Here is a 25,108-nt window from a genome sequence, read left to right on the forward strand (position 1 = left end):
CGGCTCTGTCACCGAGATCTTCATCGATAACAGCGAACAGGACGGCGGCGACAGCTTCCACGATCTCACCGTGTTGTGGAACCAGCGCAACACGTTCGCCAACACAGTCGCGGACATGATCGCGGCGGCCGCGGCAGTGGACGAATTCAAGATCGTCCGTGACAGAGCCGCCGGCGGGGAGTGGTACCCGGCCGGCACCAAGGGCACACCGTCCCTCATCCCTGCTGCGGGCGGTACCGAGGTGTTCTGCGGGACCACATGGCAGGAGACCGCTGACGGCCGCGTGAGTGCGCCGACCCTCTCGGTACACGTCGGATCGCAGGCATTCGAGCCCGAGCAGGCGCTGAAGTTCGCGGTGCAGTTGATCCAGGAAGCGGGCCGCGCGATGCGGATCCGCGCCCTGGTCCAGGAGCAGGCCCAGCAGGGCGGTGCCGCATGACGCTCAACTACTTCGACAGCCCGACATCCCCGCGGGTGTGGCCGGTCCTCGCCCCGATGTCCGAGGGTCGGACCACGCAGAGCTTGCGCGTTGGTTCGCCAATTCCGTTGGCGGAGAAACACGAGGGCGACGATGCAGTCGGGCTCATGGTCACGGTAGAGCGCCTGGTGGACGAAGACGACACCGTTGACCGGTGGGTGACGGTCGCTGGCGTCGACCGCAACTGGCGCGTCCAGGGTTGGGACTACCTCATGTCTCCTGACGAGGCGCTCAGGCTCGCGGCCGAGCTCAGCACCGCTGCCATGACGCTGCTCGGTGATCTTCGCTCAGGTGATGGCCAGTGACCGCGCCACACCGGCATCAGTGCGAGGTCGACTGGTGTACGAACAAGGGTGGGCTCGCCGACAACGCGGATCACGACTGGTTGCACTACACGCCTGCGACGGGTCGCGCCCAGGTGCGACGTGCCGGCGGCGAGATCGAGAACGTGGTGACCGTAGGCGTCGGGCTTGAGGTAGACGGGACGGGTGCCGCGACCGGCGTGCCGCGAGACATGGCCGAGCTGGTGGTCCACCTCTACGGTGACTCCGGATCCACCGACGTGTCTGCCTGCCTGAGCATCCAGGAAGCAATCGAGCTCACAGCGGATCTACAACTCGCAGTGGCGCGTGCCCGTCGCTACAACTCGGTGGTAGCAGGATGACCGCACGGATTACCGACTCTCCCAGTACAGCTGACGTACTTGCTCAGCTCAAACCTGGCGACACCCGGCTGACGAATGCCGCGGTCGTCCATCACGGCAACGTCGGCGGGGTCTTGATCCGCGTCGACCAGGTAACCGCGGCCGGCGACGGTATCTGCCGCGGTTACGAGATGAACATCGACCACCACCTCGCGCGAGCTTGCTTCACGGCGACCAATACCGATCTGGCCGTGGAGGACTCGGAGATCAGCAACCTGGTCGCCGTCGTCCGAGACCTGTCGGCGGCACGCGCGTCGATGCCACCAGTCGGTGGTGACCAGTGAGCACCACCTCCTACGTCCTCGCGACCGTCCTCCTCGTCGAGAACGTCGCGCTCATCGCACTCGACTTCCGCCGCTTCTGCCGAAAGGCCACACGATGACTCACACCACGCTTGATGCCCTCCGGTACGCCGTCGCCAACACCGAGCAGACGGTCGACTGGGTCACCGATCGGATGTATGACCTGCCCGACGCCACGGTGGAAACAGACGGACCCATCGACATGCTCTCGGGCGGGCTGAGTCAGTTGGTCAAGGAACTCAAGAAGGGTCTGGCGCCCCACGTCCGTGGCCGCGAGGACTGGTATCGGTACTCGGACGGCCGTCCCATGGAGACGACCGTGAACGTCCGTGACCGCCTTATCATCTCGCACCTGTGGCACCCGGATCCGCAGCACGAACCTCCGGCCACCCGGACCACGTACATCGGTGCGGAGGAGGACGGCGTGAAGGTGACCGTCGAGTACGAACTACCCAGCAAGATTCGGGTCACGGACACCGACGGCCGTGTCATCGCTGAGAGCGGACGGGGCAATGCCGAAACCTTGTTGTCGCTCGTTCGGGAGCCCGCCGACGAGTCGTCGCGACGTCTGGTGCAGCAGGTCGAAGATGTCACCGCCTTGGGTGCCGATCCGGAATTGTCGCCCTCGATCGACCAGATGAAGGCGTACATCGAGCACATCACCGAACGACGAGAATCGCAGCCGGACAGACTGTTCGATCTCCGCGGCAAACTTCTGGTCGCTCGCGACGAGGCTCTGCAGGCCGAGCCGTGGGGGATGTTCATCAAGGAGATTCAGGGCTACACCCAGGACGGGGAACCGTCCGCGGTCCTGACGTTCCCGGATGTCGCAGCGAAGGAGATGTTCGGCGTCCGACTCGCGCTCGAGCTCGCGTCACAGGCGGGTTCCGAGAGCGATGTGCAGGAGACGCTGAACGACTACTTCACGTGGATCAAGGAGCCGGGGCATCTCTTCCTGGTTTTCTCCGCTGCCCTCGAATCCATGGCGACCATGATCCTGCCGGCCATGTTCGAGATCGTCGAGGACAAGGCGTGCGACTACGACACGCGAACCAACTTCCTGGCGACCGCCGTGCATTCCTGGGAGCAGCGTCTCGCCAGCTTCGGCGGACCCAGTGCCGAAGGGGTTGACGGTGCTTGATCGACCAACCGAGATCGCCAGGGAGGCCCTGACCTCCCTGGCGGCTCGCCCGTACTCAGAGCGTCGGCACGTGGCGTTCTACGTGGACCTGGTGCGCCGCCACGGAATGTCGGAGTGCGAGATCGTCGAAGCGCTGGCGGTCCTCAAGGTCTTTGAGGAGGTGACGTGAGTGGCACGCGACTACGGGAAGATCCTCTTCACACTCTTCTCGGATCGAGACTTTCGCGCTCTCACCCCGAACGCGCAACGCGTCTACACGATCCTCCTCGGTGAGAAGCAAACCAACAACGCCGGCCTGATGCCGCTGATGAAGTCGAAGTGGCGGAAGGGCAGCGACTACTCCACGGACGAGGACATCGACGGCGGCCTCCGCGAGCTTGAGTCGAACCGGTACGTGTTCGTGGACGACGACACTGAGGAGCTGTTGATCCGATCGTTCATGCGGAACGACGGTGTCGAGCGCATTCCGAACGTCATGAAGAACGCGATGAAGGTGTGCCGGAATGTCGAGTCGCCGAAGTTGGCGAGCATTCTCGTGCGCGAGATCGAAAGACTGGATGAGTCGAAGCGGTCGGACGTAGAGACCATGAAACTCGCTGCTCTGGAGCACCTTCGAACCATTGCGGAACCGTATCGAAACCCTTCCGAAACCCTTGTCGATCCCCCGAAGGGTTCGGGAACCCTTTCGAAACCGTGCGTTGTAGATGAAGTTGAGGTTGTAAGTACTGTTCCTGAGTACTCATCTTCTAAAGACTCTCCCGCAACTCCGTCGCGGACGAGCGAGTTGTTCGCCGAGTTCTGGTCCGCCTATCCCCGAAAGGTCGGCAAGGGCGCCGCTGAGAAAGCGTTCACGCGAGCCGTGAAGCGAGCAGGCGACACCGTCGTCCTTGACGGCGTTCGCCGCCTGGCCGCGGATCCGAACCTCCCCACCGAGAAGAAGTTCATTCCCCACCCCCGCACGTGGCTGAACGAGGACAGGTGGGAAGACGAGCCCCTCCCACCCGATCGGGCGACGCCTCGCTACTCACGTCCCGACCCCACCGCCCGGCAGACCTCAGTCACCGAGATCGCCAACCGCCTCAGATCCCAGCAAGGAGCAACACGATGACCGCACTCGACATCGCAGCCGCCGCACTCGAGCGCGCCGCTGTCCTCGACCACAGGCTCACCATCACCGACGCGACCATCCGTGCTTGGACGGACTGCTTCGAGGATCACTCGATCTGGACCGAGGAGGCGGTGAAGGCGGTCAGTGAGCACTACTCGCAGCCGTCGCCGTTCCCGATCATGCCGGGCGACGTGATCGACCGCGTCGCGCAGATGGACCTGAATCCGAAGTCGTCGCAGGAGCGAATCGACTGGACGATCGACTTCTGGGCGGAGCGGCCGTACACCAGCGGCCTGGTGCTCGCGACGGGTGTCGAGTTCCACCTTCCGGTCGAGCCGGACGCGGTCCGCCTAAAAGGGTCCTGGGCGGCGCACGATTGGCACCGCGATTGGCTCCGCCATTGGGTCGCCGAGAACCGCGAGAAGCTCGTTGCCGCGATCCGCAGCGGGCAGGCGAAGTACGGCACGCCCCGCCACGAGGGCTGGTGACCGTGTTTCCCACCCGATCCCACACCCGCACCCCCGCCAACCCGTCTCCGTGGCGCTCACACGGCGGTAACGGCACTCCTGACCGAGAGGCGGCCGCGTGATCTCCTACGAACGACTCATCGACGCCTTCCGCGACAACGGGCTGAACGTCGTAGAGAAGAGCAACGGCGTCGCCAGCGCACAAGGTCCGGGGCACTCCCCAGCCGACAAGTCCGTCGGAATCCGGTACAACGCCACCGAGGAATGCACCTGGATCTGCTCGTACGCCGGCGAGGACACCGCCGACATCCTCGATGCCGTCGGGCTCAGCATGCGCGACCTCTATGACAAGCCCAAGGGGTCCACGTACACCTACCCGGACGGTCGGGTGGTCAACAAGACCCCGGACAAGAAGTTCTTCCAGTCGGGCAACACCAAGGGCTCCGCGTTGTACCGCGGGGAACGACTCGCAGCGGCGTCGACGGTGTACTTCTGCGAGGGCGAGAAGGACGTCCACGCGCTCGAGGCCGAGGGCGTCGTCGCCACCACCACCGCGGGCGGCGCCGGCAACGTCCACCTCGCCGACCTCACGCCACTGCACGGTAAGACCGTGGTGATCGTTCGGGACATGGACAAGGCCGGAGAGGGCCGTGCCCGCAAGCTCATGGAACTCCTCGCGCCGCACTGCGCCGTGTCCGTCGTCGAGCCTGCCCAGGGCAAGGACGCGGCCGACCACGTCACCCTGGGGCAGGGCGTCTCGCAGTTCCGCAGCACCACCGCGTTCGACCACATCAAGATCGCGGCGGCACTGAAGGCGATGGCTGACGAGGCCCTGACGGCCGACACCGCCAGTCCCGCACTGGTCGCCAGGCTGCGCAGTCGATTCGACGCCGTCTCCGCGACGACGCTCGACGACACCACCCTGAAGCGGTTCGGGGAGACGCTGAACGAGTGGTGGGACTGGATAGACGCGAAGCCGGGCGACATCCGGTCGATGCGCACACCGTGGCCCGAGATCGACGACGCCCTCGCCGGCGGGCTTCACCCAGGGCGGCTCTACCTGATCGGCGCAAGGCCAGGACACGGCAAGTCCATCGGCCTGACCAACTTCGCTCAGTACGCAGCTTCGAACGGTCACGTCGGTGCGCTGTTCTCGCTCGAGATGGGCCGCATGGAGGTCATGAGCCGCATCATGGCCGCCGGTGCTCGCGCCGAGTTCGGACAGCTCACGCGACGGAGCGTCGACGACTTCAACCGCGGTCGACTGGTCGCATACGCCAGCGACGTCACCGACATGCCGCTGTTCATCAGCGACCGGGCGCGCATCACGATCGACGCCATTCGCGCCGACGCGCTGGCGCTGAAACGGTCACAGGGCCTCGACTTCATCGCCGTGGACTACCTGCAGTTGCTCAAGCCCGTGACGAGCAAGGCGAACCGTCAAGAGCAGATCGCCGAGATCTCGTGGGCGCTCAAGATCATGTCCCGCGAGCTTGAGATCGCGGTGCTCGTGGCGTGCCAGCTCAACCGCGGCAACGCCAAGGACAAGCGCCCGCCGGCACTGTCCGACCTCCGTGAGTCCGGGTCGCTGGAACAGGACGCCGACGTCGTGATGCTTCTGCACCACCACGAGACCGAAGGGCAACGCATGAACGGCGACGTCGACGTGATGATCGAGAAGAACCGGACAGGGCCACTGCACACCGCGACACTCCCGTGGCGTGGATACCAGGCTCGGATTGGGTGAGAGATGAACTCCAGTAACGACTACGACCGCATGATCACCTACCGGGGCGACCGCGTGGACGCCCTGCACGATCTCGTCGGACCGAGCCTGACGGGGATCTACTACTCGATCGTCGACGTCCAGTACGACCAGTCCGCCGATATCACCCACGCCACACTGCGCCCCCTTCCGCCCGAAGAGGTTCGCGCTCTGGCAGATCAGGGCTACATCCGATGAGCTCACTCGCAGGGATCAGGCACCACCGGAAGGAGCCGAGATGACCAGAGTAAATGTGGACGATCTGTACCTCACGCGTGCGCAGATCGACACACTCAAGATTCGCCTGGCCGAACTGCGAGACTGGGTGTGCGCCGAGCTCGACACCACCATCGCACGCGAGGTCGCATTCTCCGACCCGAGTGATATCCCCGTCCGTTCCGACGATCCCGTGCTGCCATTCAACGAGAATGCATCCGACGTTGCACTCGAAGTTCGAGGCACCCTGCGGGATTGGGTCAACACTGTCTGCACGGTGCGCGGTCTCGAATGGCCCGGTGAGCTGCGATCACCCGAGTACGCGCACTGGATCCGCGTTCACGTCATCAAGCTCGCTGCCATCGACACGGCCGGCGGTGCGTACGTCGACATCGAGAAGGCGTGGAAGAACGCCAAGCGTGCCATCGATCGCCCAGTCGCCACGGAGTTCGCCGGCCCCTGCCAGTCCGACCTTCCGGGCGTCCGGTGCGACGGCGTCTACGTGGTGCCCAAGACGGACGCGGTGAAGTGCCGAACATGCATGGTGGTGTGCGACGTTCAGGTCATGCAGGCGCACATGGCCGCAGCGGTGAGGACTCGGAAGTACACACCCGACGAACTGGCGACCGCGATGACCATCGTTCTCGGTGGCACCATTCCGCAAGAGCGAGTGCGCAACTGGATCCGCCGAGGGAAGCTCACCCCGTCCGGCACCAACCTGTACGGGCAGTCCCTCTACCGACTCGACGATGCACTGGACATCAACGAACGTGGGCGCAAGAAGGCATCGTGACACGGGCCTCCGAACACTATTCGCGACACACGTCAGTACGCGTGCTCTGACCAGGCGCGGATGCTAAGCTGACGCCGCAAGGCGCGAGAGGTAACCCACTGGGTCTCTCGCGCCTTTCGCGTTCCTGGTTGATGCATACGGCGGGCTCACGGATCCTCGCCAAAGCGCACGATGCAATCGACCGTTCGCGCGGTCCCCACGACGGCGCCCATTTCCTCGCCAGAGGGTGTTGCTGCATCACACCAGGAAACCCGGCCTGTGTTCGCCGGGACTCGTTGTCCGACAGCGCTACGGCGTACCTCCGACAACGCGGCCGGCCCCCGTCACAGGGCCATTCACACTTCGATCGGAGACGACGATGACCGGCCTCGCATCCCGCGTCGACGACTGGTACGACAGGCAACTCGTACTGCTCCTCCGCTGGATCGGTCGCCGCATCATGCACGACCGGAGGTGCTGATGCCCAGCAAGACATACCGCCTCATCGGCATCTCCGAGGAACTACGACAGCAACGCCGACCATGCTGGATCTGCGGGCAACCCATCGACTACACGCTTCCGCACAACGACACCGAAGCGTTCACCGTCGAGCACATCCACCCACGGTCCACGCACCCCCACCTTGAGAACGACCCAGCCAACTGCGTCGCGGCCCACGCCTCATGCAACAAACGCAGAGGAAACCGCAACTACAAGCCAGGCCTTGGTGTCCGGTCGAGGGAGTGGTGATGCACGCACCGCAACGTCTCGACTTCGCGATGGTCGGCATACCGTACGGCGACCACGTCATGGTGGTCGCATCGGACAAGCTCACCGAGGCTCAACTCGAAGCCGAGCATGACTACATCCGCACCTTCGGGTCGAACAACGCGACCAGGATCCACAGCACGTACACGCTCAGCGTCGAGATGCGGCAGTACGTCGCCGTCACAGCACCGACCTACGCCGAGGCGTTCGCGAAGCTGTTCGACCAGTGGACCCCGACGCCCGCCGACCGACCTGCACTGGCGGGTGACCGAACCATCGACGCAGGTCAGAGCGTTGCGGCCCTGTAGGACCGGCCGACAGAACCCGACTGCGGCGCATAACCGCAGGTCAGAGGGGTAGGGGCGTCTACACCGCTAGGCCGCCCCGCACAGGAGACCTTCCCCGGCAGGCAGAAACATCGCGCGCAGGGGCTGGGCGGTACATGTACCAGGGAGGTGTTCGATGGCTGATGTGCACAATCGGACGCGCTACCTGGCCGGATGCCGCTGTGACACGTGCAAGGCAGCGCAGGCTGCGTACCGCCGGCAGCGTCGCCAGAAGCAGAACGCCGAAAAGGCGGACGCGCCTACGCAACGATCATTGATCGCGTCGGTGCCGGACCTTCCGGTGCAGGCATCAATTCCAGAGAGCGCCACCTCGGCTGTGGAGAAGGAGCTCGGGTTCCTGTCGACGGTTGCCGAGCGTCCAGGTTTGGCAGCCGCCGCTCGATCAATGGCTCAGGTGCTCGACAACCCTGCGGCGCTGCCTCAGCACCCCGCCGCTGCGGGACGTCTGGCGGAGATTCTGGAAACGCTCGGTAAGGGTGGCCGCAGCCGGAAGGGGAAGCTGGCTGCGGTTCGTGAGATGACGGCAGGGTCGTGAAAGCAGGCGCTCTGCGGGGATTCGAGACTCCGCGCATCTTCACTCCTCCTCTGCGGGAGCTGACGCCGAAGACTTCGCACGGCTTCGCTGCAATCGCCTTCGCCGAGACGGTGCTGGGACTGGCTCTGCTGCCCTGGCAGAAGTGGGTTCTGATCCACGCGCTGGAGCTACGACCGGACGGCCTGTACCGCTTCCGAACCGTCGTTCTGCTGGTGGCCCGTCAGAACGGCAAGACAATGATCATGCTGGTTCTGGCGCTGTGGCACATCTACGCCAAGGGCTCCCGCACCGTGATCGGCACCGCACAGGATCTCGTTAACGCCGAGAAGGCGTGGGCGGAAGCGGTCGAGATGGCGCAGTCGGAACCGGAGCTCGCCGAGCTGATCGAGAACATCGTGCAGCAGACCGGCAAGAAGGCGATGATCCTCGACAACGGCGAGCAGTACCGTGTCGCCGCGGCCTCGCGTCGAGGCGCCCGCGGATTCTCCGGTGACCTTGTGCTGCTCGACGAGTTGCGTGAGCACCAGTCCTGGGATTCGTGGGCAGCGTCGACGAAAACAACACTTGCCCGGCCGAAGGCCCAGGTGTGGTGCTTCTCGAATGCCGGGGACTTCCTGTCTGTGGTGCTCCGGTACCTGCGGGCGTCGGCGCATCAGGAGCTGGGGTGGCCAGACGGTGACGGCGACAAGGACGTGCTCGATGCCCAGGCGAACGACGCGGACTTCGACGAGTGGGAAGACGAACTTGACGAGGAGTCGATCGGGTTCTTCGAGTACTCCGCCCCACCGAACGCGGCGAGGAACGACCGAAAGGCGTGGGCGCAGGCGAACCCGTCGATGAACCACACGGACGTCGTCGAGGACGTGATTACCGATCGGGCGATCGCGGCCGCGCTGAAGACGGATCCGAAGGCGGTCTTCGAGGTCGAGGTGCTGTGTCGGTGGCTGTCGACGGTGAACGGTGGTCCGTATCCCCCCGGGGCATGGGCCGCCGGCACCGACGACACGTCGTCGATCGCGGAGGGCTCACCGATCTCGGCCTGCGTGGACGTGTCATGGGATCGTGCCATGTCCTACATCGCCTTCTGTGGGTACCGCGAAGACGGCAATCGCCACGTGGAGATCGTCGCTCAGCGGGCCGGAACCGATTGGGTCAAACCGTGGCTGCGTGAACGTCGCCTCGCCGGTGTCTTCGATGTCCTGACGCTTCAAGCGATAGGTGCCCCGGTGTCGTCACTCCTCGAAGAACTGCTCGCCGAGACCGACGAGGACGGCAACCAACTCTTCCCGATCGTGAAGTGGGAAGGCACCGAGCTCGGTCGGGCATCGGGAGCGTTCTACGACCGCGTCACCCACAAGGAAGAGACGACTCCGGGCACCAGCGTCGACGCACCACTGGTCTTCCACACCACGCAGCCGGTCCTCGATGTTGCCGCGTCGTCCGCGGCCGTGAAGCAGGCAGGTGACGCCTGGATGATCGACCGGCGCAAGTCCCCCCTGGACGCGGCGCCACTGGTCGCCGCCAACGGCGCCGACTGGGGCCTCGACCAGATACCCGAGCCGGAACCGGACTCGGTCTACGAGTCACGACCCCTAATGGTCGTCTGACGAAAAGGTCCGCTGCATGGATGCCTACAAGAACCTCGTTGTCCATCGACGGGTGATGATCAATCTCAAGTCCAGCACCGCCATCGAAGGCGTTGTCACGACGTCGCGCGGCCGGTTAATCGAGGTCAAGGACGCCGTCGTTCACCAAACCGGCACGCAGCCAGCACCCGTCGACGGGTCAATCGTCATCGAGAAGGAACACGTCGACTTCATCCAGCTCATCTGATCGAGAGGCGGTGACCTGTGGCGTTCGTCGTCTCCGAAGGCACTCTCCGCGGGTTGTCCCGTCCCACTGGCGGCATCGTCCAGCGCATCCGTCTCGCCGATGACTTCACAGCGACGTACGCCGAGCTGTGGAAGCGGCAGGCCGCGGTGCGCACGACTGTGTCGTTCCTTGCCCGCAACATCGCACAGCTGAACTGTCATGTCTTCCGTCGCGTCTCGGACACCGACCGCGAGCGGCTCACTCAGCATCCACTGGCGTCAATGCTGAGCAAGCCGAATCCTCGCACCACGCGCTACCGCATGTTCGACGGCCTGGTCCACGACCTGGGCATCTACGACAACGCGTTCTGGCTCAAACTCGCCAGCAACGGTCTCGTTCGGATCCCGCCGTGGATGATTACGCCCGTCGGAGACAGCTGGCTGTGGCCGGAGGCGTACGAGATCCGCGGCAGCCGCGGCAAGAAGGTCTACCCCGCCGATCAGGTGGTGCACTTCCGTGGCTACTCGCCGGACACCACCTCAGGATCGTCGCCGCTGGAATCACTGCGCCGCACCCTCGCCGAGGAGTACGAAGCAGGCCGCATGCGGGAGCAGGTTCTGCGCAACGGTGCTCGCGTCTCCGGCTATCTGAGTAGGCCGGCCGGATCGAAAGCGTGGAGCGACGAGGCGCGCACCCAGTTCCGTACATCGTGGCGCTCGCAGTACTCCGGCGGTGGCCCCGAAGCCGGTGGCACTCCGGTGCTCGAGGACGGTATGACGTTCGTCCCCGCGTCGCAGACCGCCGAGCAGCTGCAGTACATTGAGGCCCGCAAGCTCACCCGGGAAGAGGTCGCGTCGGCGTACTTCATCCCGCCGCCCATGATCGGCATCCTTGATCACGCGACGTTCTCGAATATCACCGAGCAGCACAAGATGCTCTACCAGGACACCCTCGGACCGTGGCTGACCATGATCACCGAGGAGCTGGCACTGCAGCTGCTTCCCGACCTGGCTGACACCGACGACGTCTACCTCGAGTTCAACCTCAAGGAGAAGCTGCGCGGCACCTTCGAGGAGGAGGCCAGCGCGAACGCTTCGGCGTCCGGCCGCCCATGGATGACGACGAACGAGATCCGCGCTCGTCAGAACCTCCCCGAGATCGACGGCGGCGACGACCTGGTCACACCGCTGAACGTGCTCGTCGGCGGTCAGGCATCGCCCCGCGACTCGGCGCCTCCGAAGCGGGCAGGGAAGCTCCGATTCAAGGAGCGCGCGGGCGAGACGTACGAGACGAAGGCGGCCGAGATCCTGGCGGCGTTCTTCCGTCGACAGGGTAAGTCGGTGCTCTCGGCGCTGGGCGCGAAGGCTGATGCCGAGTGGTGGGACGAGGACCGCTGGAACGGCGAACTGTCCGACGACCTGATGAAGATCGGGACGCTCACCGCGGGCGAGATCGGACCGGCCGCAGCAGCAGCGCTCGGCTTCGAGCGCGACGACTACGACCCCGATCGCACCCTTGCGTTCCTCCGCGCCGTCTCGGACTCCCGTGCTTCGGCGATCAACTCGACGACGCGCAAGCAGATCGACGACGCGCTCGCATCGGACGACGAGGATCACACGCCCGCGTCGGTATTCGAGACGGCGAAGACCTCGCGTGCTGTCCAGGCTGCCGCGGCCCTCATCACCACCTACTCGGCGTTCGCCTCAGCCGAGGCAGGCAAGCAACTCGCGCCGTCCAAGTCCGAGAAGACCTGGATCGTCAACTCCCGCAACCCTCGCAGCTCTCACGCCTACATGGACGGCGAGACGGTCGGGATCGACGACGTGTTCAGCAACGGCATGACCTGGCCGGGTGACCCGGTCGGCGGTGCCGACGAAGTGGCCGGCTGCCAGTGCTCGATCGAGATCACCCTCGCGGACTGATCGGAAGGAACCAGATGATCACCAAGGCATGCACCGTCACCGCGCTCAAGGTCGGGCCCGACGACGGACTCGGCGAGGGCGAGTTCATCGCGTACGCCAGCGTCTTCGGCAACAAGGACTCCTACGGCGACATCGTCGAGCCGGGCGCCTTCACAGACACGCTCGCCGAGTGGAACTCGAAGGACGCGCCGATCCCCGCGCTCTGGGGCCACAACATGAGCGACCCCGACTACAACATCGGGCACGTTGTTTCAGCCGAGGAAGACGAGAAGGGCCTCAAGGTCCGGATCAAGATCGACCTCGAGAACCCGCTCCCCGGGTCGAAGGCGCCGCAGGTCTACCGCCTCCTCAAGGGCAAGCGCGTCGAGCAGATGAGCTTCGCCTATGACGTGCTCGATGGCGGGTACGCCGAGCGCGCCGACGCTGCCGGCGGCGAGAAGGAGTCGTACTACGCGCTCCGCAAGCTGCACCTGTACGAGGTCTCCGTGGTGCCCATCGGCGCCAACCAGGAGACCGAGATTCTCGGAGTGAAGTCGGCCGCCCGGGTCGCCGACCGCATCGCCGAGGACATCAAGGCCGGTCGAGTGATCTCGGCCAAGAACGAGACCGAGCTACGCACGGCATACGACTCCCTGGGTCGCGTGCTCGCCGTTCTCGAATCCGACGAGGAGAAGGCCAGCGGTCACACCGAGACCAAGGACGAGGGCGGCAACGTCAAGTCCGAGGGTCTTGGCTTCAACCCGTCCGTCGTCGACTCGGCGCTGCTGGACGCGATCGACCTCGAATTGTCGCTCGCATGACATCCCCCATCACCTGCCGAGAAAGGCACACCCCATGAAGCTGAAGCAGCTCCAGGAAGCGGCACTGGCCGCCACCAAGCGCGCACGCGAGATCGCCGAGAAGGCATCCGGCGAGTCGCGCGACATGACCGAGACCGAGCGCTCCGAGTACTCGACGGAGATGCAGAAGGGCCGCGATCTGCTCAAGCAGATCAAGGCAGCGAAGGCCGACCAGGCCGTCCTCGACGACGCCGACGCCCTCGCAAAGGAGATCGGCCCCGCCGCCTCCGACGACCTCGCGGCCACCGGCCCCGAGGGGACGGGCACCGTCCGAGACCGCGTGAAGTCGCTCGGACTGCAGATCGTCGAGTCGGCAGAGTTCAAGGCCGCCATGGCGCCGTACAAGGGCGGCCACGTCCCCGAGCGCTCCCGCTTCCAGTCCGACCCCATCCCGGTGAAGTCTCTTGTCAAGTCGCTCTTCACGGGCGGCAGCGACACCTCGGCCGGAACCTTCGTGGTCAACGAGCAGACCGGCATCGTCGAGATGCTCGGCCGCAAGGAGCTCAAGATCCGCGACCTGGTCTCGGTGCGAACCACGGGCTCCGACACCGTCGAGTACGTCCAGCAGACCTCGCACACCAACGCCGCGGCGACCGTCGCCGAGGCCACGTCGAGCGCGGCTCCCACCGCACCCGGCACGGCCGGCGCGCTGGTCCTCCCGGCCGGAGGTGGCTACAAGCCCGAGGGCGCATGGGCCTTCGAGCGCAAGACCGCGACAGTGCGGACCATCGCCGAGTGGGTGCCCGCCACCAAGCGCGCACTCGCCGACGTCGGCCAGCTCGAAGGTCTGATCAACGACGAGCTGCGCTCGGACATCGCAGAGGCCGAGGAAGCGCAGATCCTCAACGGCAACGGCACGGGTGAGAACCTCACGGGCATCGCGAACTGGTCCGGCTTGCAGACGCAGGCGTTTTCCACCGACCTCTTCCAGTCCGTGCGCAAGGGCATCACCAAGGCCCGCACGATCGGTCGCGTCGCCCCCAACGGCGTCGTGATGAGCCCGGCCGACGTCGAGAAGATCGACCTCGCCCAGGACGGCGAGCTGCGCTACCGCGGCGCCGGCCCCTTCGCGATGGGACCGCGCACCCTGTGGGGTATCCCCGTCGTCGAGTCCGAGTCGCAGCCCGACGGAACCGCCCTGCTGGGCGACTTCACCAAGGCCGTGCTGTGGGACCGCGAGCAGACCACGGTCACCATGACCGACTCGCACGCGGACTTCTTCATCCGCAACATGGTCGCGATCCTCGCCGAGGAGCGCATCGCGTTCGCCGTCACCCGGCCGACCGCATTCGTCAAGGTCGCCACCGCCTGATTCCGGTGGCTCTCATCAGCTCCCAGTCGGGCGCGGCGGCTTCGGTCCCGCGCCCGACTGGGGCACCAGTGGACAGGAGTACGGACATGGCGGAACTCGCCGAGTACGACGTCGAGGTCAACGGTTACCCGGCGACCCTGCAGCTCTCCTCCGAGGATGCGAAGGCGCGAGGTCTCAAGGACTCCGACAAGTCGTCCAGTCGGAGCGCTGCCAAGGCGTCGAAGCCGACGGCCAACAAGGCTGCAGCCGCACCGGCCAACAAGGCAGCCGGGGCATGACACAGCCCGTCGCCACCGTCGAGGAGACACTGGGCGATCTCGCTCAGCTCGCGAGCTTCGTCGAGGGAACCGACCTCGAGCAAACCGACGAACTCACGAAGTTCTTCCTCGCGGCGGCGACGGATGCTGTGCGGAACTACTGCGGCTGGCACGTCTTTCCGGTCGTCGACCGCGACATCGTGCTCGATGGCAACGGAGCGAGCGAGATCATCCTCCCCACCCTCCTCGTCGAGAACATCGTCAGCGTCGTCGAGAACGGCGTAACGCTCGCAGCGACCGACTACGAGTGGTCTCGAGCGGGCATGCTGCGCCGCTCGAACTGCCACCGCTGGACGACCCGTTATCGGGCTCTCATCGTCTCCCTGCGCGACGGATTCAGCCGCGCCGACGATCTGGTCGCAACCGTCTACTCGCTCGCCGCCCGGGCAGCTTCGTCGCCGCAGGGCGCCGTGCAGGACTCTGCCGGACCGTTCTCGTTCTCGGCGGCTCAGCTCTCATCCGGCGTCGGCGGCGGCTTGGGACTCTTCGCCCATGAGCGCGCCGTACTCGACCGCTACCGCAGGCCCGACCTGTGAAGCGCGACGTCGAGGTCAAGGTGTTCCGCCCGACGCTGGGCCCGGTGAACAACCGAAACACTCAGGTTCGCAACTACCCGACGTCGCCGACGCACAGCGAACGCGCCCGGAACTTCGCGCCCGCCGGACAGACGGAACCGTCCGAGCCTGGACGGAACGCGATCACGCTCGCACCGACGCTCTTCTTCCGCAGGCCTCCCGACCTGAACGAGTACGACCAGGTCGAGGTCTACGGACAGCGCTACTACGTCGATGGCCGACCCGACGAGTGGACCAACACCGACTCGGGACGCAGTCATGGCGTCGTCGTCCGACTGAAAGGTGTCAACGGATGAGCAAGCCTCTCGCAGAGAGCATCTCGATCGACACGTCGGCCGGCGTCGAACTTCGTATCGATGGCGCCGAGTTCCCGGTGTTCTTCACCGAGGCCGAGCCTGTCCTGCACAACCTCGGAGCGAATGGCGGCGTCGTCCCCGCGGTCCGGATCACGATCCCGGCCGCGACGATCGTCACCACGAGCAAGTACACCGCCGGCGGCGAGTGATGGCTACTCGCTTCGTCTGGAATATCGCCGAGTTCCAGCGCATCCGAAAGGCGCCCGAGACCGAGGCGCTGATCCGCGGCATGACTGAAGCGGTCGCCAGCGCGTGCGGCGAGGGCTTCGAGGCCCAGGTAACCCAGGGCCGCAGTCGCGTTCGCGGCGTCGTGATCACCACGACACCAAAGGCGATGGTACGCAACGCCCGAGACAACACGCTCGTCAACAACCTCAGCGCCGGACGCCCGACGTGATTCCCACCGCCGAAGTGATCGTCTTCCCGGCCGTCGAGCCCGTCGCCATTGCGGCGCTGCACGACGGGCTGGCCGCGCGGAACGATCCGGCGCACGTTTCCGACACCATTCCTTCGCCGAAGAGACCTGGGCGCATCGTCAAGGTCACCGCGGGTGGACCTTCCTCGCGGCCCAATCTCACGACCGCTCTGCGCTCGACCATCGTCGAGTGCTGGGACACCGACCGCGACCGGGCGGCCGACCTCGCGGAGATGGCTTACGCCATCGCCTGCGCCACCCGGGGGGCTGTCGGCGATGCGTTCGTGCGCTACGTCGAGACCGTCGGCGAGCCCACGTTCTTTCCCGACCCGCGTACCGACCTGCCTCGGTACCAGTTCACGGTCTCGTTCGCCCTCGCGGGCCGAGCCGTCTGACACGTCCCCGCCGATCCAGGCGGGGCTGCTTCACCTTCCCCATCAGGGCCGCTGCATACGTGCCTGAAAGGGGCCGATCATGGCGCAGACTGCCGCCAACGTATTCAACGCACTGCCGCCCGTCTCCGGCCCCATCTTCTGGGGACCGCTCGGAACCGTCGGCCCGACCAACGAGACCACCGCGCCTCCCGTCGCGGCCAAGTCGCTCGGCTACATCGGCGAGGACGGCGTGACCCTCACCGAGGGTCGCGACACCACGAAGATCAAGGCCTTCGGCGGTGACACGGTGCTCGTCGTCCAGACGGATCACACCGTCACCCTGCAGTTCACCGTGCTCGAGTTCCTCAACGAGGAAGTCGCGAAGGTGGTCAACGGCGACACGAACGTGGTCGTAACCCCGGCGACCTCGACGCTCGGTACTCGCATCGCGACCGTGAAGAACGCGAAGAAGCTCCCGCACAAGGTGTGGCTGATCGACGTCATCGACGACGCCAAGAAGCTCCGCCTGTGGGTGCCGGACGGTCAGGTCACGACCGTCGGTGACGCCCAGCTCGTGCACACCAACGTGCTGAGCCGTCAGCTCACCGTCGAGTGCTTCGCGGACTCGCTCGGCAACAAGCTCTACGAGTACGCGAACAACGGAATCACGACCGGCGCCTGAGCGCCCTGATCCCCGCCTGGTGCAGGTAACCAATGCAGCGGCCCGCCTTCACCAGGCGGGGCCTTCGGGCCGCTGCGGAATCGGAAGGGTCGCTGCATGACTGACTCACTCGTCGACACCGTCGACATACCCGTCCATCGGGTACCGCGCTCGATCAACTACTTCGCCGCCAAGCCCGAGAACCGCGTGTTCTTCGAGGTCGAGACCAAGCCCGGTGACGAGAAGTCGCTGACGAATTTCTCGCTCCCGAAGCTCGGCTACGTCGATCCCACGAGCAAGGCTGCACGCAAGCTCTCCCAGGCGCGCAACTTCGACCCCGAAGCGGTCGAGTCCGAGTTCGGCCAGCTGATCCGCGAAGTCGTCGCACTGCTCGATCCGGCCGCCGGCAAGATCGTCGCCAAGCTCGACGACGACCAGATCGCGTGGATCGAGAACTACTGGATCACGGAATCCGGTGCGAAGCAGTCGCTCCCGGAATCATCGGCCTCTTCGAGTTCGTCTACGAACACGAAGAGGCCATCGAAGCGGACCTCATCGACAAAGGCCTCAGGCTCCGGTACATCGGCCAGCAGGACTTCTCGCTCGACGACCTAGCGGTCATCATCCGGCATTCCCCGCGAACGTCGGAGCTCTACCGGCAACTGCATCCGGCCGAGGCGATCTGGTCGCACACCGACTTCCTGCTCGCCCTGGTCTACGACAAGCTCGCCGAGCACAACTGGATGATCTCGGCCGACGGCGCCAAGCGCATCCGTCGACCGAAACCGTTGCCCCGTCCCGGTGTCGTGTCCGATGACGAAACGAAGCATTACCGCGGCAAGGCCATCCCGATGGATCAGATGGCCGCCAAGGTCGCTCGCGAGTACGGGCACCTGCACGCGGTGTCGGACGAGCCGCAAGAGCGTCGCGGGAAGCTCACAGCCGAGCAGGCTGTAGCGATCCGATCGCTCTCTGCTGCCGGCCAATTCACGCGCGAGGAGATCGCGCTGTCGTACGAGGTCTCTCAGTCCACCATCGGTCGCATTGTGCGGCGCGAGACGTGGACCGACATTCCCGACTCTGCATAGGAGGTTCGCGTGGCGTCAGAGCTTGCAGTCGCGTATGTGTCGATCCTCCCCGAGACCTCTCGACTCGTGCCCGAGTTCAACCGTCAGGTCGGACCGGGCCTTGAGCGCAGTGGCCGCGAGCAGGGTCAGCGCTACGGCAACGCCTTCTCGGGCTCTGCGGGCAAGCTCGTCGGCGCCGCGTCCGGCCTGTTGGCGGGCGCGGCGATCGTCGGGTTCGTCAACGACTCGATCAAGTCTCTGCAGCGCATCGAGCGGATCAACACTCAGACCGAGACGGTCATCGCCTCGACGGGCAACGCCGCGAAGGTGTCCGCTGGGCATGTCGAGGATCTCGCGGGTGAACTCGAGAACCTGACGGCCACCGAGGCCGAGACCATCCAGCAGGGTGCCAACTTCCTGCTGACTTTCAAGAACATTCGCAACGAGGTCGGCGACGGTAACGACATCTTCGACCAGACCGTCGGCGTCATGACGGACCTGTCGAGGGCTACCGGCACCGACATGAAGGCCGCGTCGCTGCAGCTCGGCAAGGCGCTCAACGATCCCATCAAGGGCATCTCTGCGCTTGCTCGCGTCGGCATCACGTTCTCGGCTGAGCAGAAGAAGCAGATCGAGGGCTTCGTCGAGGTCAACGACATCCTGTCGGCGCAGAAGATCGTGCTCGGCGAACTCGAGTCCCAGTTCGGCGGCTCGGCCGAGGCGTACGCGAACACCACCGAGGGCAAGATCGAGTTGGCGAAGCACGCCCTCGGCACCTTCGGTGAGGCTGTCACCGCGCAGGTACTCCCTCCTCTCGCTGCCATTGGTACGGCCACGGCGACCGCCTTCAATGGGCTTGCCGAGCACTCTGACGAGGTGCTGGCGCTGGGCGCAGCCTTCCTCGCGTGGCGTTTCATCCCTCCGCTACTGGCCCAGGCGGGTGCAGCCGCGAGTGGCGCGGCGGCACGTATCGGCGCGTTCGCAACCGCGACATCGTTCGCCCAGACCGCGGCTGGACGTACGCAGGCCAGCGTCGGGCGGCTCTCGGCCTCGATGATCGTGCTCAGCCAGCAGGGCGGCAACGTCGGGCGAATCGGTACCGCGTTCGTGAATGCTTCGACGGGCGCTACTCGCTTCGCGACGACGGCCGGCGCCGCTGCAGCAGCAGGCAAGGCGCTGCAGATCGCAGGCGGCGGCATCGTCTCCGCACTCGGTGGACCGTTCGGCATCGCCGTCCTCGCGGCGGGCGCTGCCCTGTTCTTCTGGGTCAAGAAAAACCAGCAGGCGAAAGAAGCAGCGGAGGCGAACTCCACTGCCATCAAGGCGATCTCGGAGACGCTCGACGCCCAGACGGGCGCGGTGACGGGCGCGACCATCGCGGCGCAGGCGAAGATCCTGGCCGACAACGGGATGATCGAGTCGGCGCGCAACTACGGCATCGCCGGTAGTGACATCACTGCCGCCCACCTCGGCAACGAGGCTGCCCTGCGCAAGGTCAACGACGTCATCGCCGAGAACATCTCGAAGTCGACCGAGTCGTCGAAGGTCTACCAGAACAACGCCGAGGCGTATTCCAAGGTGGGCGTCTCGCTCGACGACGTCACTACGGCGCTCACTGAGGGCGGCTCGGCGTACGACGACGTCCAGGGGCGGATCGACAACTACAACGCCAAGCTGAAGGCGGCCGGCGCGAACAGTAGCGACCTGATCCCGACGTTGGGCCAGCTCCGGAGCAGCCTCGACGACTCGGGTAACGGCGCCGTCGACATGGCCGAGTCGATCGCGAAGACGAACTCTCAGCTCACCGAGGCCGAGGCGATCCAGCGCGACACAGCGCTGGCGATGGACCTGGGTGGCGAGTCCGCGTCAGCGTTCGCTGAGCAGATGGACGTGCTGTCCGACTCCGCGTCCAGTGCCGAGGATCGAACCAACGCCCTCAAGCAGGCACTCGATGCGCTGAACGGGAACCCGCTCGACCTCGAGCAGGCCAACTCCCAGCTGCAGGACGCGTTCCAGTCGACGGGCGAGGCAGTCAAGCCCACCGATGAGGGCGTGGCCCCGTCCGTGAACCTCGACACGAACACGATCGACGTCGCGACCGAGGCTGGTCGGAAGTTCCTCGACGTCACAATCGCTCAGCGCGACGCCACTCTCGATGCTGCGCGCGCGGCGCGCGACGCTGCTGTCGCGAACGGCGACCTGTCCGGTGCCCAGCAGGCTGCTACGGACGTCGTCGAGCAGTCTCGGCAGAAGTTCATCGAGCAGGTCGGAACGCTAGGGATCACAGGCGACGCTGCGCAGCGGCTCGCTGACAAGTACATCGGGATCCCGTCCGTCGTGTCGACGCTGATCGACCAGCCGAACATGGCCGAGAAGCAGCTCGCGCTCGACATTCTCAAGAGCAAGGTCGACCTGGTCCCTGACGACAAGTCGATCACGGTCGAGACCCTCGACGCCGACGCGAAGGCGCGTCTCGAGGCCCTGGGCTTCACCGTGACGACGCTGCCCGACGGCAAGGTCGAGATCACCGCAAATACGGCCAACGCGCAGGTAGCGATCGACGAGCTGATCAAGCCGAAGACGCTCCCCGTCGTCGTGGACCTCGATGCGTCTGCAGTCGATGGCCTGACGGCTCGTGGTGTGCGCGTTCCCGGCGGCCGGTATGCCGACGGCGCGATGGTCGACTACTTCGCCCAGGGCGGCCTCCGCGAGGACCACGTCGCGCAGATTGCTCCGGCCGGCGCCATGCGTGTCTGGGCCGAGCCCGAGACCGGCGGCGAGGGATACATCCCGCTCGATCCGTCGAAGCGCGCTCGCTCGACGATGATCCTGTCGCAGATCGCCACTCGGTTCGGTATGCGCCTCGAGAAGTTCGCCGACGGCGGTGTCGTCGAGGCTATGCGCGGCATCATCGCCAAGCGCTTCCCGGCGCTGACGCTGACCTCGGGTCTGCGGGACGAGGCCGGTAGCTACCACGGCACCGGCCAGGCAGCCGACTTCTCGAACGGATCGGGCAACACTGCCGAGCAGTTGGCAGGTGCAAACTTCGTCGCCGACAACTTCCCCGACAGCGCTGAGCTGATCTACGACGATCCCGGATTCGACCGTCAGATCAAGGATGGCATGCCCGTCGATCGCAGCTTCTACGCGGGCGCTGGCGACCATACGAACCACTTCCACTGGGCGATGCTGAACGCGCCGACCGATCCCGATTCGGCCGCCGCGCAGAACGCTTCCGGAGCCACTCTGTCTGAGCGCGACCAGATCGTCGACAAGATTCTCTTGACCGGCCGCGCGCGGGGATTCACCGACCGCGAAATCAAGTCGGCGGTCATGGCGGGGCTCGCTGAGTCGGACCTGCAGAACCTCGACTACGGCGACCGTGACAGCAAGGGCGTCTTTCAGCAGCGGCCGTCGCAGGGCTGGGGCACCGAAGAGCAGGTTCGGGACATCGACTACGCGACGAACAAGTACTACGACGCGCTCGGTGCGGTGGCCGACCGCGAGAAGATGACCGAGGCGCAGATGGCTCAAGCCGTCCAACGATCGGCGTTCTCGGACGGCTCGAACTACCAGGCGAAGGCCGACGAGGCCCAGGCCCTCATCGACGCGGCCAACTCGCGCACCACGACGACGCCCGTCACTCCCGAGTCGGCAGCCGATCCCGCGTCGACGTCCACCACGGACAGCGCTGCATCAGCGTCGGGCTCCACACCCGAGACGTTCTCGATCAAGGGCCGCGTGCAGCAGCTCGGCTCCGACCTCGCGGGCGTGGCGTTCGACGCGCTCTCCGAGCAGATCCCGTTCGGCCTCGGCCAGTCCCGCTGGCTCACGACGGACTACCCGACGTTCGCCCGCAAGGACATCCGCATCGAGGAGTTCGATCCCGAACCGCCTCAGGGCACGCCCGAACACGACGAGTGGATGCGCCGTCGGCAGATGGGCTCCGTGCCCGTCTTCGACTCCGGCGGCATCGTCCGGCCGGGCATCAACATCATCGACAATCAGACGGGAGCGAACGAGGCCTTGGCGAACGTGACCGGACTTCTCACTGCTGACCCCGCACCCGCAGGGGGCGTGGACAACTCGCTGAACATCGCGAAGATCGAGGGCGCGAACGCCGACGAGATCATGCGTCGGATCACGCAGGTCATGACGCGCCAGCACATGCGCAGCTCGAACAGGCCGTTCTGATGTACTCCTCACCGCTGTTCGAGTCGGCGAAGATCGAGATCCAGGGCTGCGACGGCTCCGGCACCTGGCCCGTCCACGGCGTCGGTCAGGGCTCGAAGGGTGTCTACCTCGGCGAGGGTCAGGTCAAGGGCATCTACGACGCGCCCACCTCGACGACATGGGTCTCCTCGGCGCATCAGTCGGGCGGCGCGATGAAGCGCCGCAAGCGCCTCGTGCGCGACGTCTCGCTCGGCTTCCACATCTCCGACGACCGCACGTCGGCGAAGTGGGGAGCGATCGAGTCGGCGTTCCGTCAGTGCTTCGACTACCGCGAGGACGACTGGGATCCCGACTCGACGCTCGCACGCATCGACTACACCAGCGAGCAGTCCGGCCTCCGCATGCTCGACGTGCAGCTGTGGGAGCAGCCCGACTTCAATCCCGACGTCGACCCGAACGTCCAGGGCTACTCGAATCCGATCATCCCGCTCCGCGCCGGCCAGCCGTTCTGGTACGAGGAGCCGAAGACGAGCACCTGGTCGACGACCGGCTCGTCGGGCTCGGGCTTCGTCGAGGTCTACAACCCGACCGACGTGCCGATGGCGATCAAGTGGGTTGGTACTCGCGGGAACTGGGTGCTGCCCGACTTCTCGTGGACCGGCCGCAAGGGTCACCGCGTGCCCGGCACCGACAAGCTCCGTGGCCGCGACGACTCGGCGCGCAAGATCATCATGCCGCCGATCGGCACGACGCAGGGCGGCTTCACCGTCGACCTCGATCCGAAGCAGCTCATGGTGCGCGACGCCCACGACACGAACCTGCTCGGCCAGATGCCGGTGCCCGGCCGCTACTTCCAGTACGTCATCCCGCCGTACACCCCGCGCACTCAGCTGCCCGTCTCCGTGACAAACGCACCCGCGGGCGGCGCCATGGTCAAGCTCGTCATGCCGCAGCTGTGGACGCGGTGCCAGGGCATGGAGCTGGCGTCGTGAGCACCACCATCGACTTCGGGCTGAGCCTCGAGGAGCAGTGCGAGGCGATCTGGGCTGCCACCGAGGCTCAGAAGGAGCGCGAGACCAACCTCCGCGAGGTGCCGCCGACCGTCCGTCTGTGGGACGGCGACATGAAGCTGCAGCACCTCGTGCAGATGGAGTACTCGGCCAGCTTCGAGGTCATCGACGGCGACACGGGCCCGATGCAGTTCGAGCACCCGTACGACCACCCGGTCGGCCAGTGGCTCGTCGACACCTGGGGCCGCATGCAGCGCGGCGAGAAGCGCAACGTCGTCGTGACTGCGGACTACACGGGCGCACGCCTCGGCGGCATGATGTCCGACGTCACGCTCGAACTGCGCGACAACGGGGACCAGGTGGTCGTCGCGACCTTCACGTCCGACGCGGAGCAGACCAAGTGGTACCACGTCTGGTCAAATCCGTTCCTGCCAGCAGCATTTCAGGCACCGCGCGTGTTCATGCTTCCCGGCCCATCGCCCTGGGTGCTCAACGTCAGCCTGTTCCTGCAGGTGCTCCGCGAGCAGTCCTCGCTGTGGGCGATCCCTGACGACCCGACGAAGCTGAGCAACTGGTTCAACCTCGACCAGTCGACGTGGTCCGTCGTCGTCAAGCCCATGAGTTTCACCGAGGGCCTTGAGATGGGCTCCGTGTGGGGCATGGCGATCTCGCGCTGGAAGAACTTCCACGAGATGGCGAAGTCCATGATGGAGGACGGCGAGATCTCGCTTGTCACCCGTCGCTACCTCGCGGGCGATCCGCCTCCGTGGCCGGGTGCGAATATCAAGCACGGCGCCCTGGTTGTCAGCTTCGAGGATAAGTCCGGCACGTACAGCGGAACCGCGCACGGCGGCACGCTCTTCGACGGTCTGATCCGCACCTTCGAGCAGTTCGCATCGGACTTCATCGACACGACGCTGCAACTCGCCACCGATACGGCGATCCCGGCTGAGTACTACGTGCCCGGCAACAAGCGCACCAGCAAGAAGCTGCCCTACTGCGTGTGGCGCGACGCCGAAGAGACCGGCATCGAGACCTACGCGTTCAAGCAGGTGCCGGCCAAGGGGATCCAGATCCTCACGGGCGGGCACTCGATGCCCGGCGTCAACGAGGCGATCTCGGCCGGCATCCAGGCAATCGGCGACATCCTCGGCAACCTCGCGCAAATCGGGTCCATCGGCGGCACAGTCGACACGCTGCTGCGGCCGTTCTACGAGGACACGATCCTGGCGTGGATCTCGATCAAAAGTCTGGCGCGAGCGCAGAACTCGGGCTTCGTTCGGTTCTTCGAGTTCTTTCAGGACGGCTCGGGCAAGGCGTACACGCTCGCATCGCTGATGGTGCTCCGCGCAGGCTTCTGGGCCACGCGCTCGTACGAGTCGGTCGAGATCAACGTGGGCGATGCGTCACCGTTCCTTATCGGTGACCAGGGCGAGGGTCACATCTTCCTCGGCGACCGCGGCGGGACGACGATCCGCAACGACCCGACCGGCCGCATCTACATGAACCGCATGTCGAAGCTGACGCTCGCGTGGGACGACGAGTCCCCGGTCGAGTGGAAGCCCACATTCGGTGACAACCGCGCCCTCGAGGATCCCGTGCAGCGCGCATGGGAGCGCATCGAGGCATTCGTGTCGGCATTCCAGCAAGTCGGCGCGTTCTGATCGGAAAGG

At 65.6% G+C, this 25,108-nt stretch carries 31 protein-coding genes; all 31 read left to right on the forward strand.

Annotation, left to right across the window (positions count from 1 at the left end; genetic code table 11):
• The coding region (locus RU01_RS23215) for a hypothetical protein (RefSeq protein ID WP_042575448.1) at positions 1-439 on the forward strand (439 nt) is incomplete at its 5' end.
• Positions 436-783: a hypothetical protein gene (locus RU01_RS15370; protein WP_156148946.1), complete on the forward strand. Its 348-nt coding sequence runs from the start codon at positions 436-438 to the stop codon at positions 781-783. The genes RU01_RS23215 and RU01_RS15370, both read left to right, overlap by 4 nt.
• The gene (locus RU01_RS15375; protein WP_042575450.1) at positions 780-1,142 is read left to right on the forward strand and encodes a hypothetical protein; all 363 of its coding nucleotides are present in this window, start codon (positions 780-782) and stop codon (positions 1,140-1,142) included. Before RU01_RS15370 ends, RU01_RS15375 begins: the two co-directional genes overlap by 4 nt.
• Positions 1,139-1,465, forward strand: a complete 327-nt coding sequence (locus tag RU01_RS15380; RefSeq protein WP_042575451.1) for a hypothetical protein — start codon at positions 1,139-1,141, stop codon at positions 1,463-1,465. Before RU01_RS15375 ends, RU01_RS15380 begins: the two co-directional genes overlap by 4 nt.
• 94 nt (positions 1,466-1,559) lie before the next feature.
• Entirely contained in the window at positions 1,560-2,624 is a 1,065-nt protein-coding gene (locus RU01_RS15385; RefSeq protein ID WP_042575452.1) for a hypothetical protein, read from the forward strand.
• Complete coding sequence (locus tag RU01_RS22910; RefSeq protein ID WP_156148947.1) at positions 2,617-2,793, forward strand: hypothetical protein; 177 nt, start codon at positions 2,617-2,619, stop codon at positions 2,791-2,793. The genes RU01_RS15385 and RU01_RS22910 overlap by 8 nt, the downstream gene beginning before the upstream one ends.
• Positions 2,794-3,732: a hypothetical protein gene (locus RU01_RS22190; RefSeq protein WP_052493306.1), complete on the forward strand. Its 939-nt coding sequence runs from the start codon at positions 2,794-2,796 to the stop codon at positions 3,730-3,732. It begins immediately after the preceding gene.
• Positions 3,729-4,220, forward strand: coding sequence for a hypothetical protein (locus tag RU01_RS15400; RefSeq protein ID WP_052493307.1), 492 nt, complete (start codon positions 3,729-3,731; stop codon positions 4,218-4,220). Before RU01_RS22190 ends, RU01_RS15400 begins: the two co-directional genes overlap by 4 nt.
• Before the next feature lie 97 nt (positions 4,221-4,317).
• The gene (locus RU01_RS22195) at positions 4,318-5,946 is read left to right on the forward strand and encodes a DnaB-like helicase C-terminal domain-containing protein (RefSeq protein WP_052493308.1); all 1,629 of its coding nucleotides are present in this window, start codon (positions 4,318-4,320) and stop codon (positions 5,944-5,946) included.
• Positions 5,947-5,949: 3 nt separating this feature from the next.
• Entirely contained in the window at positions 5,950-6,162 is a 213-nt protein-coding gene (locus RU01_RS15410) for a hypothetical protein (RefSeq protein WP_042575454.1), read from the forward strand.
• Positions 6,163-6,202: 40 nt separating this feature from the next.
• Entirely contained in the window at positions 6,203-6,973 is a 771-nt protein-coding gene (locus RU01_RS22200; protein ID WP_156148948.1) for a hypothetical protein, read from the forward strand.
• 459 nt (positions 6,974-7,432) lie between these two features.
• Complete coding sequence (locus RU01_RS22555; RefSeq protein ID WP_082043158.1) at positions 7,433-7,702, forward strand: HNH endonuclease; 270 nt, start codon at positions 7,433-7,435, stop codon at positions 7,700-7,702.
• A complete protein-coding gene (locus tag RU01_RS15420) occupies positions 7,702-8,028 on the forward strand; it encodes a hypothetical protein (RefSeq protein WP_156148949.1) in 327 nt (108 codons plus the stop codon). Before RU01_RS22555 ends, RU01_RS15420 begins: the two co-directional genes overlap by 1 nt.
• 154 nt (positions 8,029-8,182) lie before the next feature.
• Entirely contained in the window at positions 8,183-8,602 is a 420-nt protein-coding gene (locus RU01_RS23390; RefSeq protein WP_231568731.1) for a hypothetical protein, read from the forward strand.
• Positions 8,599-10,209, forward strand: coding sequence for a terminase large subunit domain-containing protein (locus tag RU01_RS15430; RefSeq protein ID WP_042575456.1), 1,611 nt, complete (start codon positions 8,599-8,601; stop codon positions 10,207-10,209). Before RU01_RS23390 ends, RU01_RS15430 begins: the two co-directional genes overlap by 4 nt.
• A gap of 16 nt (positions 10,210-10,225) precedes the next feature.
• Positions 10,226-10,435 carry a hypothetical protein gene (locus RU01_RS15435; RefSeq protein ID WP_042575457.1) on the forward strand — a complete coding sequence of 70 codons (210 nt, stop codon included), beginning with the start codon at positions 10,226-10,228 and terminating at the stop codon, positions 10,433-10,435.
• Between the two features lie 53 nt (positions 10,436-10,488).
• Entirely contained in the window at positions 10,489-12,336 is a 1,848-nt protein-coding gene (locus RU01_RS23220; protein ID WP_231568732.1) for a phage portal protein, read from the forward strand.
• 14 nt (positions 12,337-12,350) lie between these two features.
• Positions 12,351-13,136: an HK97 family phage prohead protease gene (locus RU01_RS15445; RefSeq protein ID WP_042575491.1), complete on the forward strand. Its 786-nt coding sequence runs from the start codon at positions 12,351-12,353 to the stop codon at positions 13,134-13,136.
• A 34-nt stretch (positions 13,137-13,170) separates the two neighbouring features.
• A complete protein-coding gene (locus tag RU01_RS15450; protein WP_042575458.1) occupies positions 13,171-14,487 on the forward strand; it encodes a phage major capsid protein in 1,317 nt (438 codons plus the stop codon).
• An 86-nt stretch (positions 14,488-14,573) separates the two neighbouring features.
• Positions 14,574-14,765 (forward strand): hypothetical protein, encoded by a 192-nt coding sequence (locus tag RU01_RS15455; protein ID WP_042575459.1) that lies wholly within the window; start codon positions 14,574-14,576, stop codon positions 14,763-14,765.
• Positions 14,762-15,340, forward strand: a complete 579-nt coding sequence (locus tag RU01_RS22205) for a hypothetical protein (RefSeq protein ID WP_052493311.1) — start codon at positions 14,762-14,764, stop codon at positions 15,338-15,340. The genes RU01_RS15455 and RU01_RS22205 overlap by 4 nt, the downstream gene beginning before the upstream one ends.
• Positions 15,337-15,675 (forward strand): hypothetical protein, encoded by a 339-nt coding sequence (locus tag RU01_RS15465; RefSeq protein WP_042575460.1) that lies wholly within the window; start codon positions 15,337-15,339, stop codon positions 15,673-15,675. Before RU01_RS22205 ends, RU01_RS15465 begins: the two co-directional genes overlap by 4 nt.
• Complete coding sequence (locus RU01_RS15470) at positions 15,672-15,884, forward strand: hypothetical protein (RefSeq protein WP_042575461.1); 213 nt, start codon at positions 15,672-15,674, stop codon at positions 15,882-15,884. The genes RU01_RS15465 and RU01_RS15470 overlap by 4 nt, the downstream gene beginning before the upstream one ends.
• On the forward strand, positions 15,884-16,132 hold the full coding sequence (locus tag RU01_RS15475; protein WP_042575462.1) for a hypothetical protein: 249 nt from the start codon (positions 15,884-15,886) through the stop codon (positions 16,130-16,132). Before RU01_RS15470 ends, RU01_RS15475 begins: the two co-directional genes overlap by 1 nt.
• Positions 16,129-16,545, forward strand: a complete 417-nt coding sequence (locus tag RU01_RS15480) for a hypothetical protein (protein ID WP_042575463.1) — start codon at positions 16,129-16,131, stop codon at positions 16,543-16,545. Before RU01_RS15475 ends, RU01_RS15480 begins: the two co-directional genes overlap by 4 nt.
• Positions 16,546-16,624: 79 nt before the next feature.
• Positions 16,625-17,206 (forward strand): phage tail tube protein, encoded by a 582-nt coding sequence (locus tag RU01_RS15485; protein ID WP_042575464.1) that lies wholly within the window; start codon positions 16,625-16,627, stop codon positions 17,204-17,206.
• A gap of 96 nt (positions 17,207-17,302) precedes the next feature.
• Positions 17,303-17,800: a hypothetical protein gene (locus RU01_RS22210; RefSeq protein ID WP_052493312.1), complete on the forward strand. Its 498-nt coding sequence runs from the start codon at positions 17,303-17,305 to the stop codon at positions 17,798-17,800.
• A gap of 65 nt (positions 17,801-17,865) precedes the next feature.
• Positions 17,866-18,273, forward strand: a complete 408-nt coding sequence (locus RU01_RS23395; protein ID WP_269430142.1) for a DUF5361 domain-containing protein — start codon at positions 17,866-17,868, stop codon at positions 18,271-18,273.
• Positions 18,274-18,282: 9 nt separating this feature from the next.
• Positions 18,283-22,446 carry a hypothetical protein gene (locus RU01_RS15500; protein ID WP_042575465.1) on the forward strand — a complete coding sequence of 1,388 codons (4,164 nt, stop codon included), beginning with the start codon at positions 18,283-18,285 and terminating at the stop codon, positions 22,444-22,446.
• The gene (locus RU01_RS15505) at positions 22,446-23,417 is read left to right on the forward strand and encodes a hypothetical protein (RefSeq protein WP_052493314.1); all 972 of its coding nucleotides are present in this window, start codon (positions 22,446-22,448) and stop codon (positions 23,415-23,417) included. The genes RU01_RS15500 and RU01_RS15505 overlap by 1 nt, the downstream gene beginning before the upstream one ends.
• Positions 23,414-25,099 (forward strand): Gp37-like protein, encoded by a 1,686-nt coding sequence (locus RU01_RS15510; RefSeq protein WP_042575466.1) that lies wholly within the window; start codon positions 23,414-23,416, stop codon positions 25,097-25,099. Before RU01_RS15505 ends, RU01_RS15510 begins: the two co-directional genes overlap by 4 nt.
• The last annotated feature ends 9 nt before the right edge of the window (positions 25,100-25,108 follow it).

The organism is Rhodococcus sp. MEB064, from assembly GCF_000834565.1.
In the GTDB taxonomy this organism is placed as follows: Bacteria; Actinomycetota; Actinomycetes; order Mycobacteriales; family Mycobacteriaceae; genus Rhodococcoides.

What these genes read in the sequence shown, in the direction of transcription:
- RU01_RS15370 (WP_156148946.1), top strand. Translation starts at nt 436, where the DNA reads ATGACGCTCAACTACTTCGACAGCCCGACATCCCCGCGGGTGTGGCCG.
- RU01_RS15380 (WP_042575451.1), top strand. Translation starts at nt 1,139, where the DNA reads ATGACCGCACGGATTACCGACTCTCCCAGTACAGCTGACGTACTTGCT.
- RU01_RS15385 (WP_042575452.1), top strand. Translation starts at nt 1,560, where the DNA reads ATGACTCACACCACGCTTGATGCCCTCCGGTACGCCGTCGCCAACACC.
- RU01_RS15400 (WP_052493307.1), top strand. Translation starts at nt 3,729, where the DNA reads ATGACCGCACTCGACATCGCAGCCGCCGCACTCGAGCGCGCCGCTGTC.
- RU01_RS15410 (WP_042575454.1), top strand. Translation starts at nt 5,950, where the DNA reads ATGAACTCCAGTAACGACTACGACCGCATGATCACCTACCGGGGCGAC.
- RU01_RS22200 (WP_156148948.1), top strand. Translation starts at nt 6,203, where the DNA reads ATGACCAGAGTAAATGTGGACGATCTGTACCTCACGCGTGCGCAGATC.
- RU01_RS22555 (WP_082043158.1), top strand. Translation starts at nt 7,433, where the DNA reads ATGCCCAGCAAGACATACCGCCTCATCGGCATCTCCGAGGAACTACGA.
- RU01_RS15420 (WP_156148949.1), top strand. Translation starts at nt 7,702, where the DNA reads ATGCACGCACCGCAACGTCTCGACTTCGCGATGGTCGGCATACCGTAC.
- RU01_RS23390 (WP_231568731.1), top strand. Translation starts at nt 8,183, where the DNA reads ATGGCTGATGTGCACAATCGGACGCGCTACCTGGCCGGATGCCGCTGT.
- RU01_RS15435 (WP_042575457.1), top strand. Translation starts at nt 10,226, where the DNA reads ATGGATGCCTACAAGAACCTCGTTGTCCATCGACGGGTGATGATCAAT.
- RU01_RS15445 (WP_042575491.1), top strand. Translation starts at nt 12,351, where the DNA reads ATGATCACCAAGGCATGCACCGTCACCGCGCTCAAGGTCGGGCCCGAC.
- RU01_RS15450 (WP_042575458.1), top strand. Translation starts at nt 13,171, where the DNA reads ATGAAGCTGAAGCAGCTCCAGGAAGCGGCACTGGCCGCCACCAAGCGC.
- RU01_RS15455 (WP_042575459.1), top strand. Translation starts at nt 14,574, where the DNA reads ATGGCGGAACTCGCCGAGTACGACGTCGAGGTCAACGGTTACCCGGCG.
- RU01_RS22205 (WP_052493311.1), top strand. Translation starts at nt 14,762, where the DNA reads ATGACACAGCCCGTCGCCACCGTCGAGGAGACACTGGGCGATCTCGCT.
- RU01_RS15470 (WP_042575461.1), top strand. Translation starts at nt 15,672, where the DNA reads ATGAGCAAGCCTCTCGCAGAGAGCATCTCGATCGACACGTCGGCCGGC.
- RU01_RS15475 (WP_042575462.1), top strand. Translation starts at nt 15,884, where the DNA reads ATGGCTACTCGCTTCGTCTGGAATATCGCCGAGTTCCAGCGCATCCGA.
- RU01_RS15485 (WP_042575464.1), top strand. Translation starts at nt 16,625, where the DNA reads ATGGCGCAGACTGCCGCCAACGTATTCAACGCACTGCCGCCCGTCTCC.
- RU01_RS22210 (WP_052493312.1), top strand. Translation starts at nt 17,303, where the DNA reads ATGACTGACTCACTCGTCGACACCGTCGACATACCCGTCCATCGGGTA.
- RU01_RS15505 (WP_052493314.1), top strand. Translation starts at nt 22,446, where the DNA reads ATGTACTCCTCACCGCTGTTCGAGTCGGCGAAGATCGAGATCCAGGGC.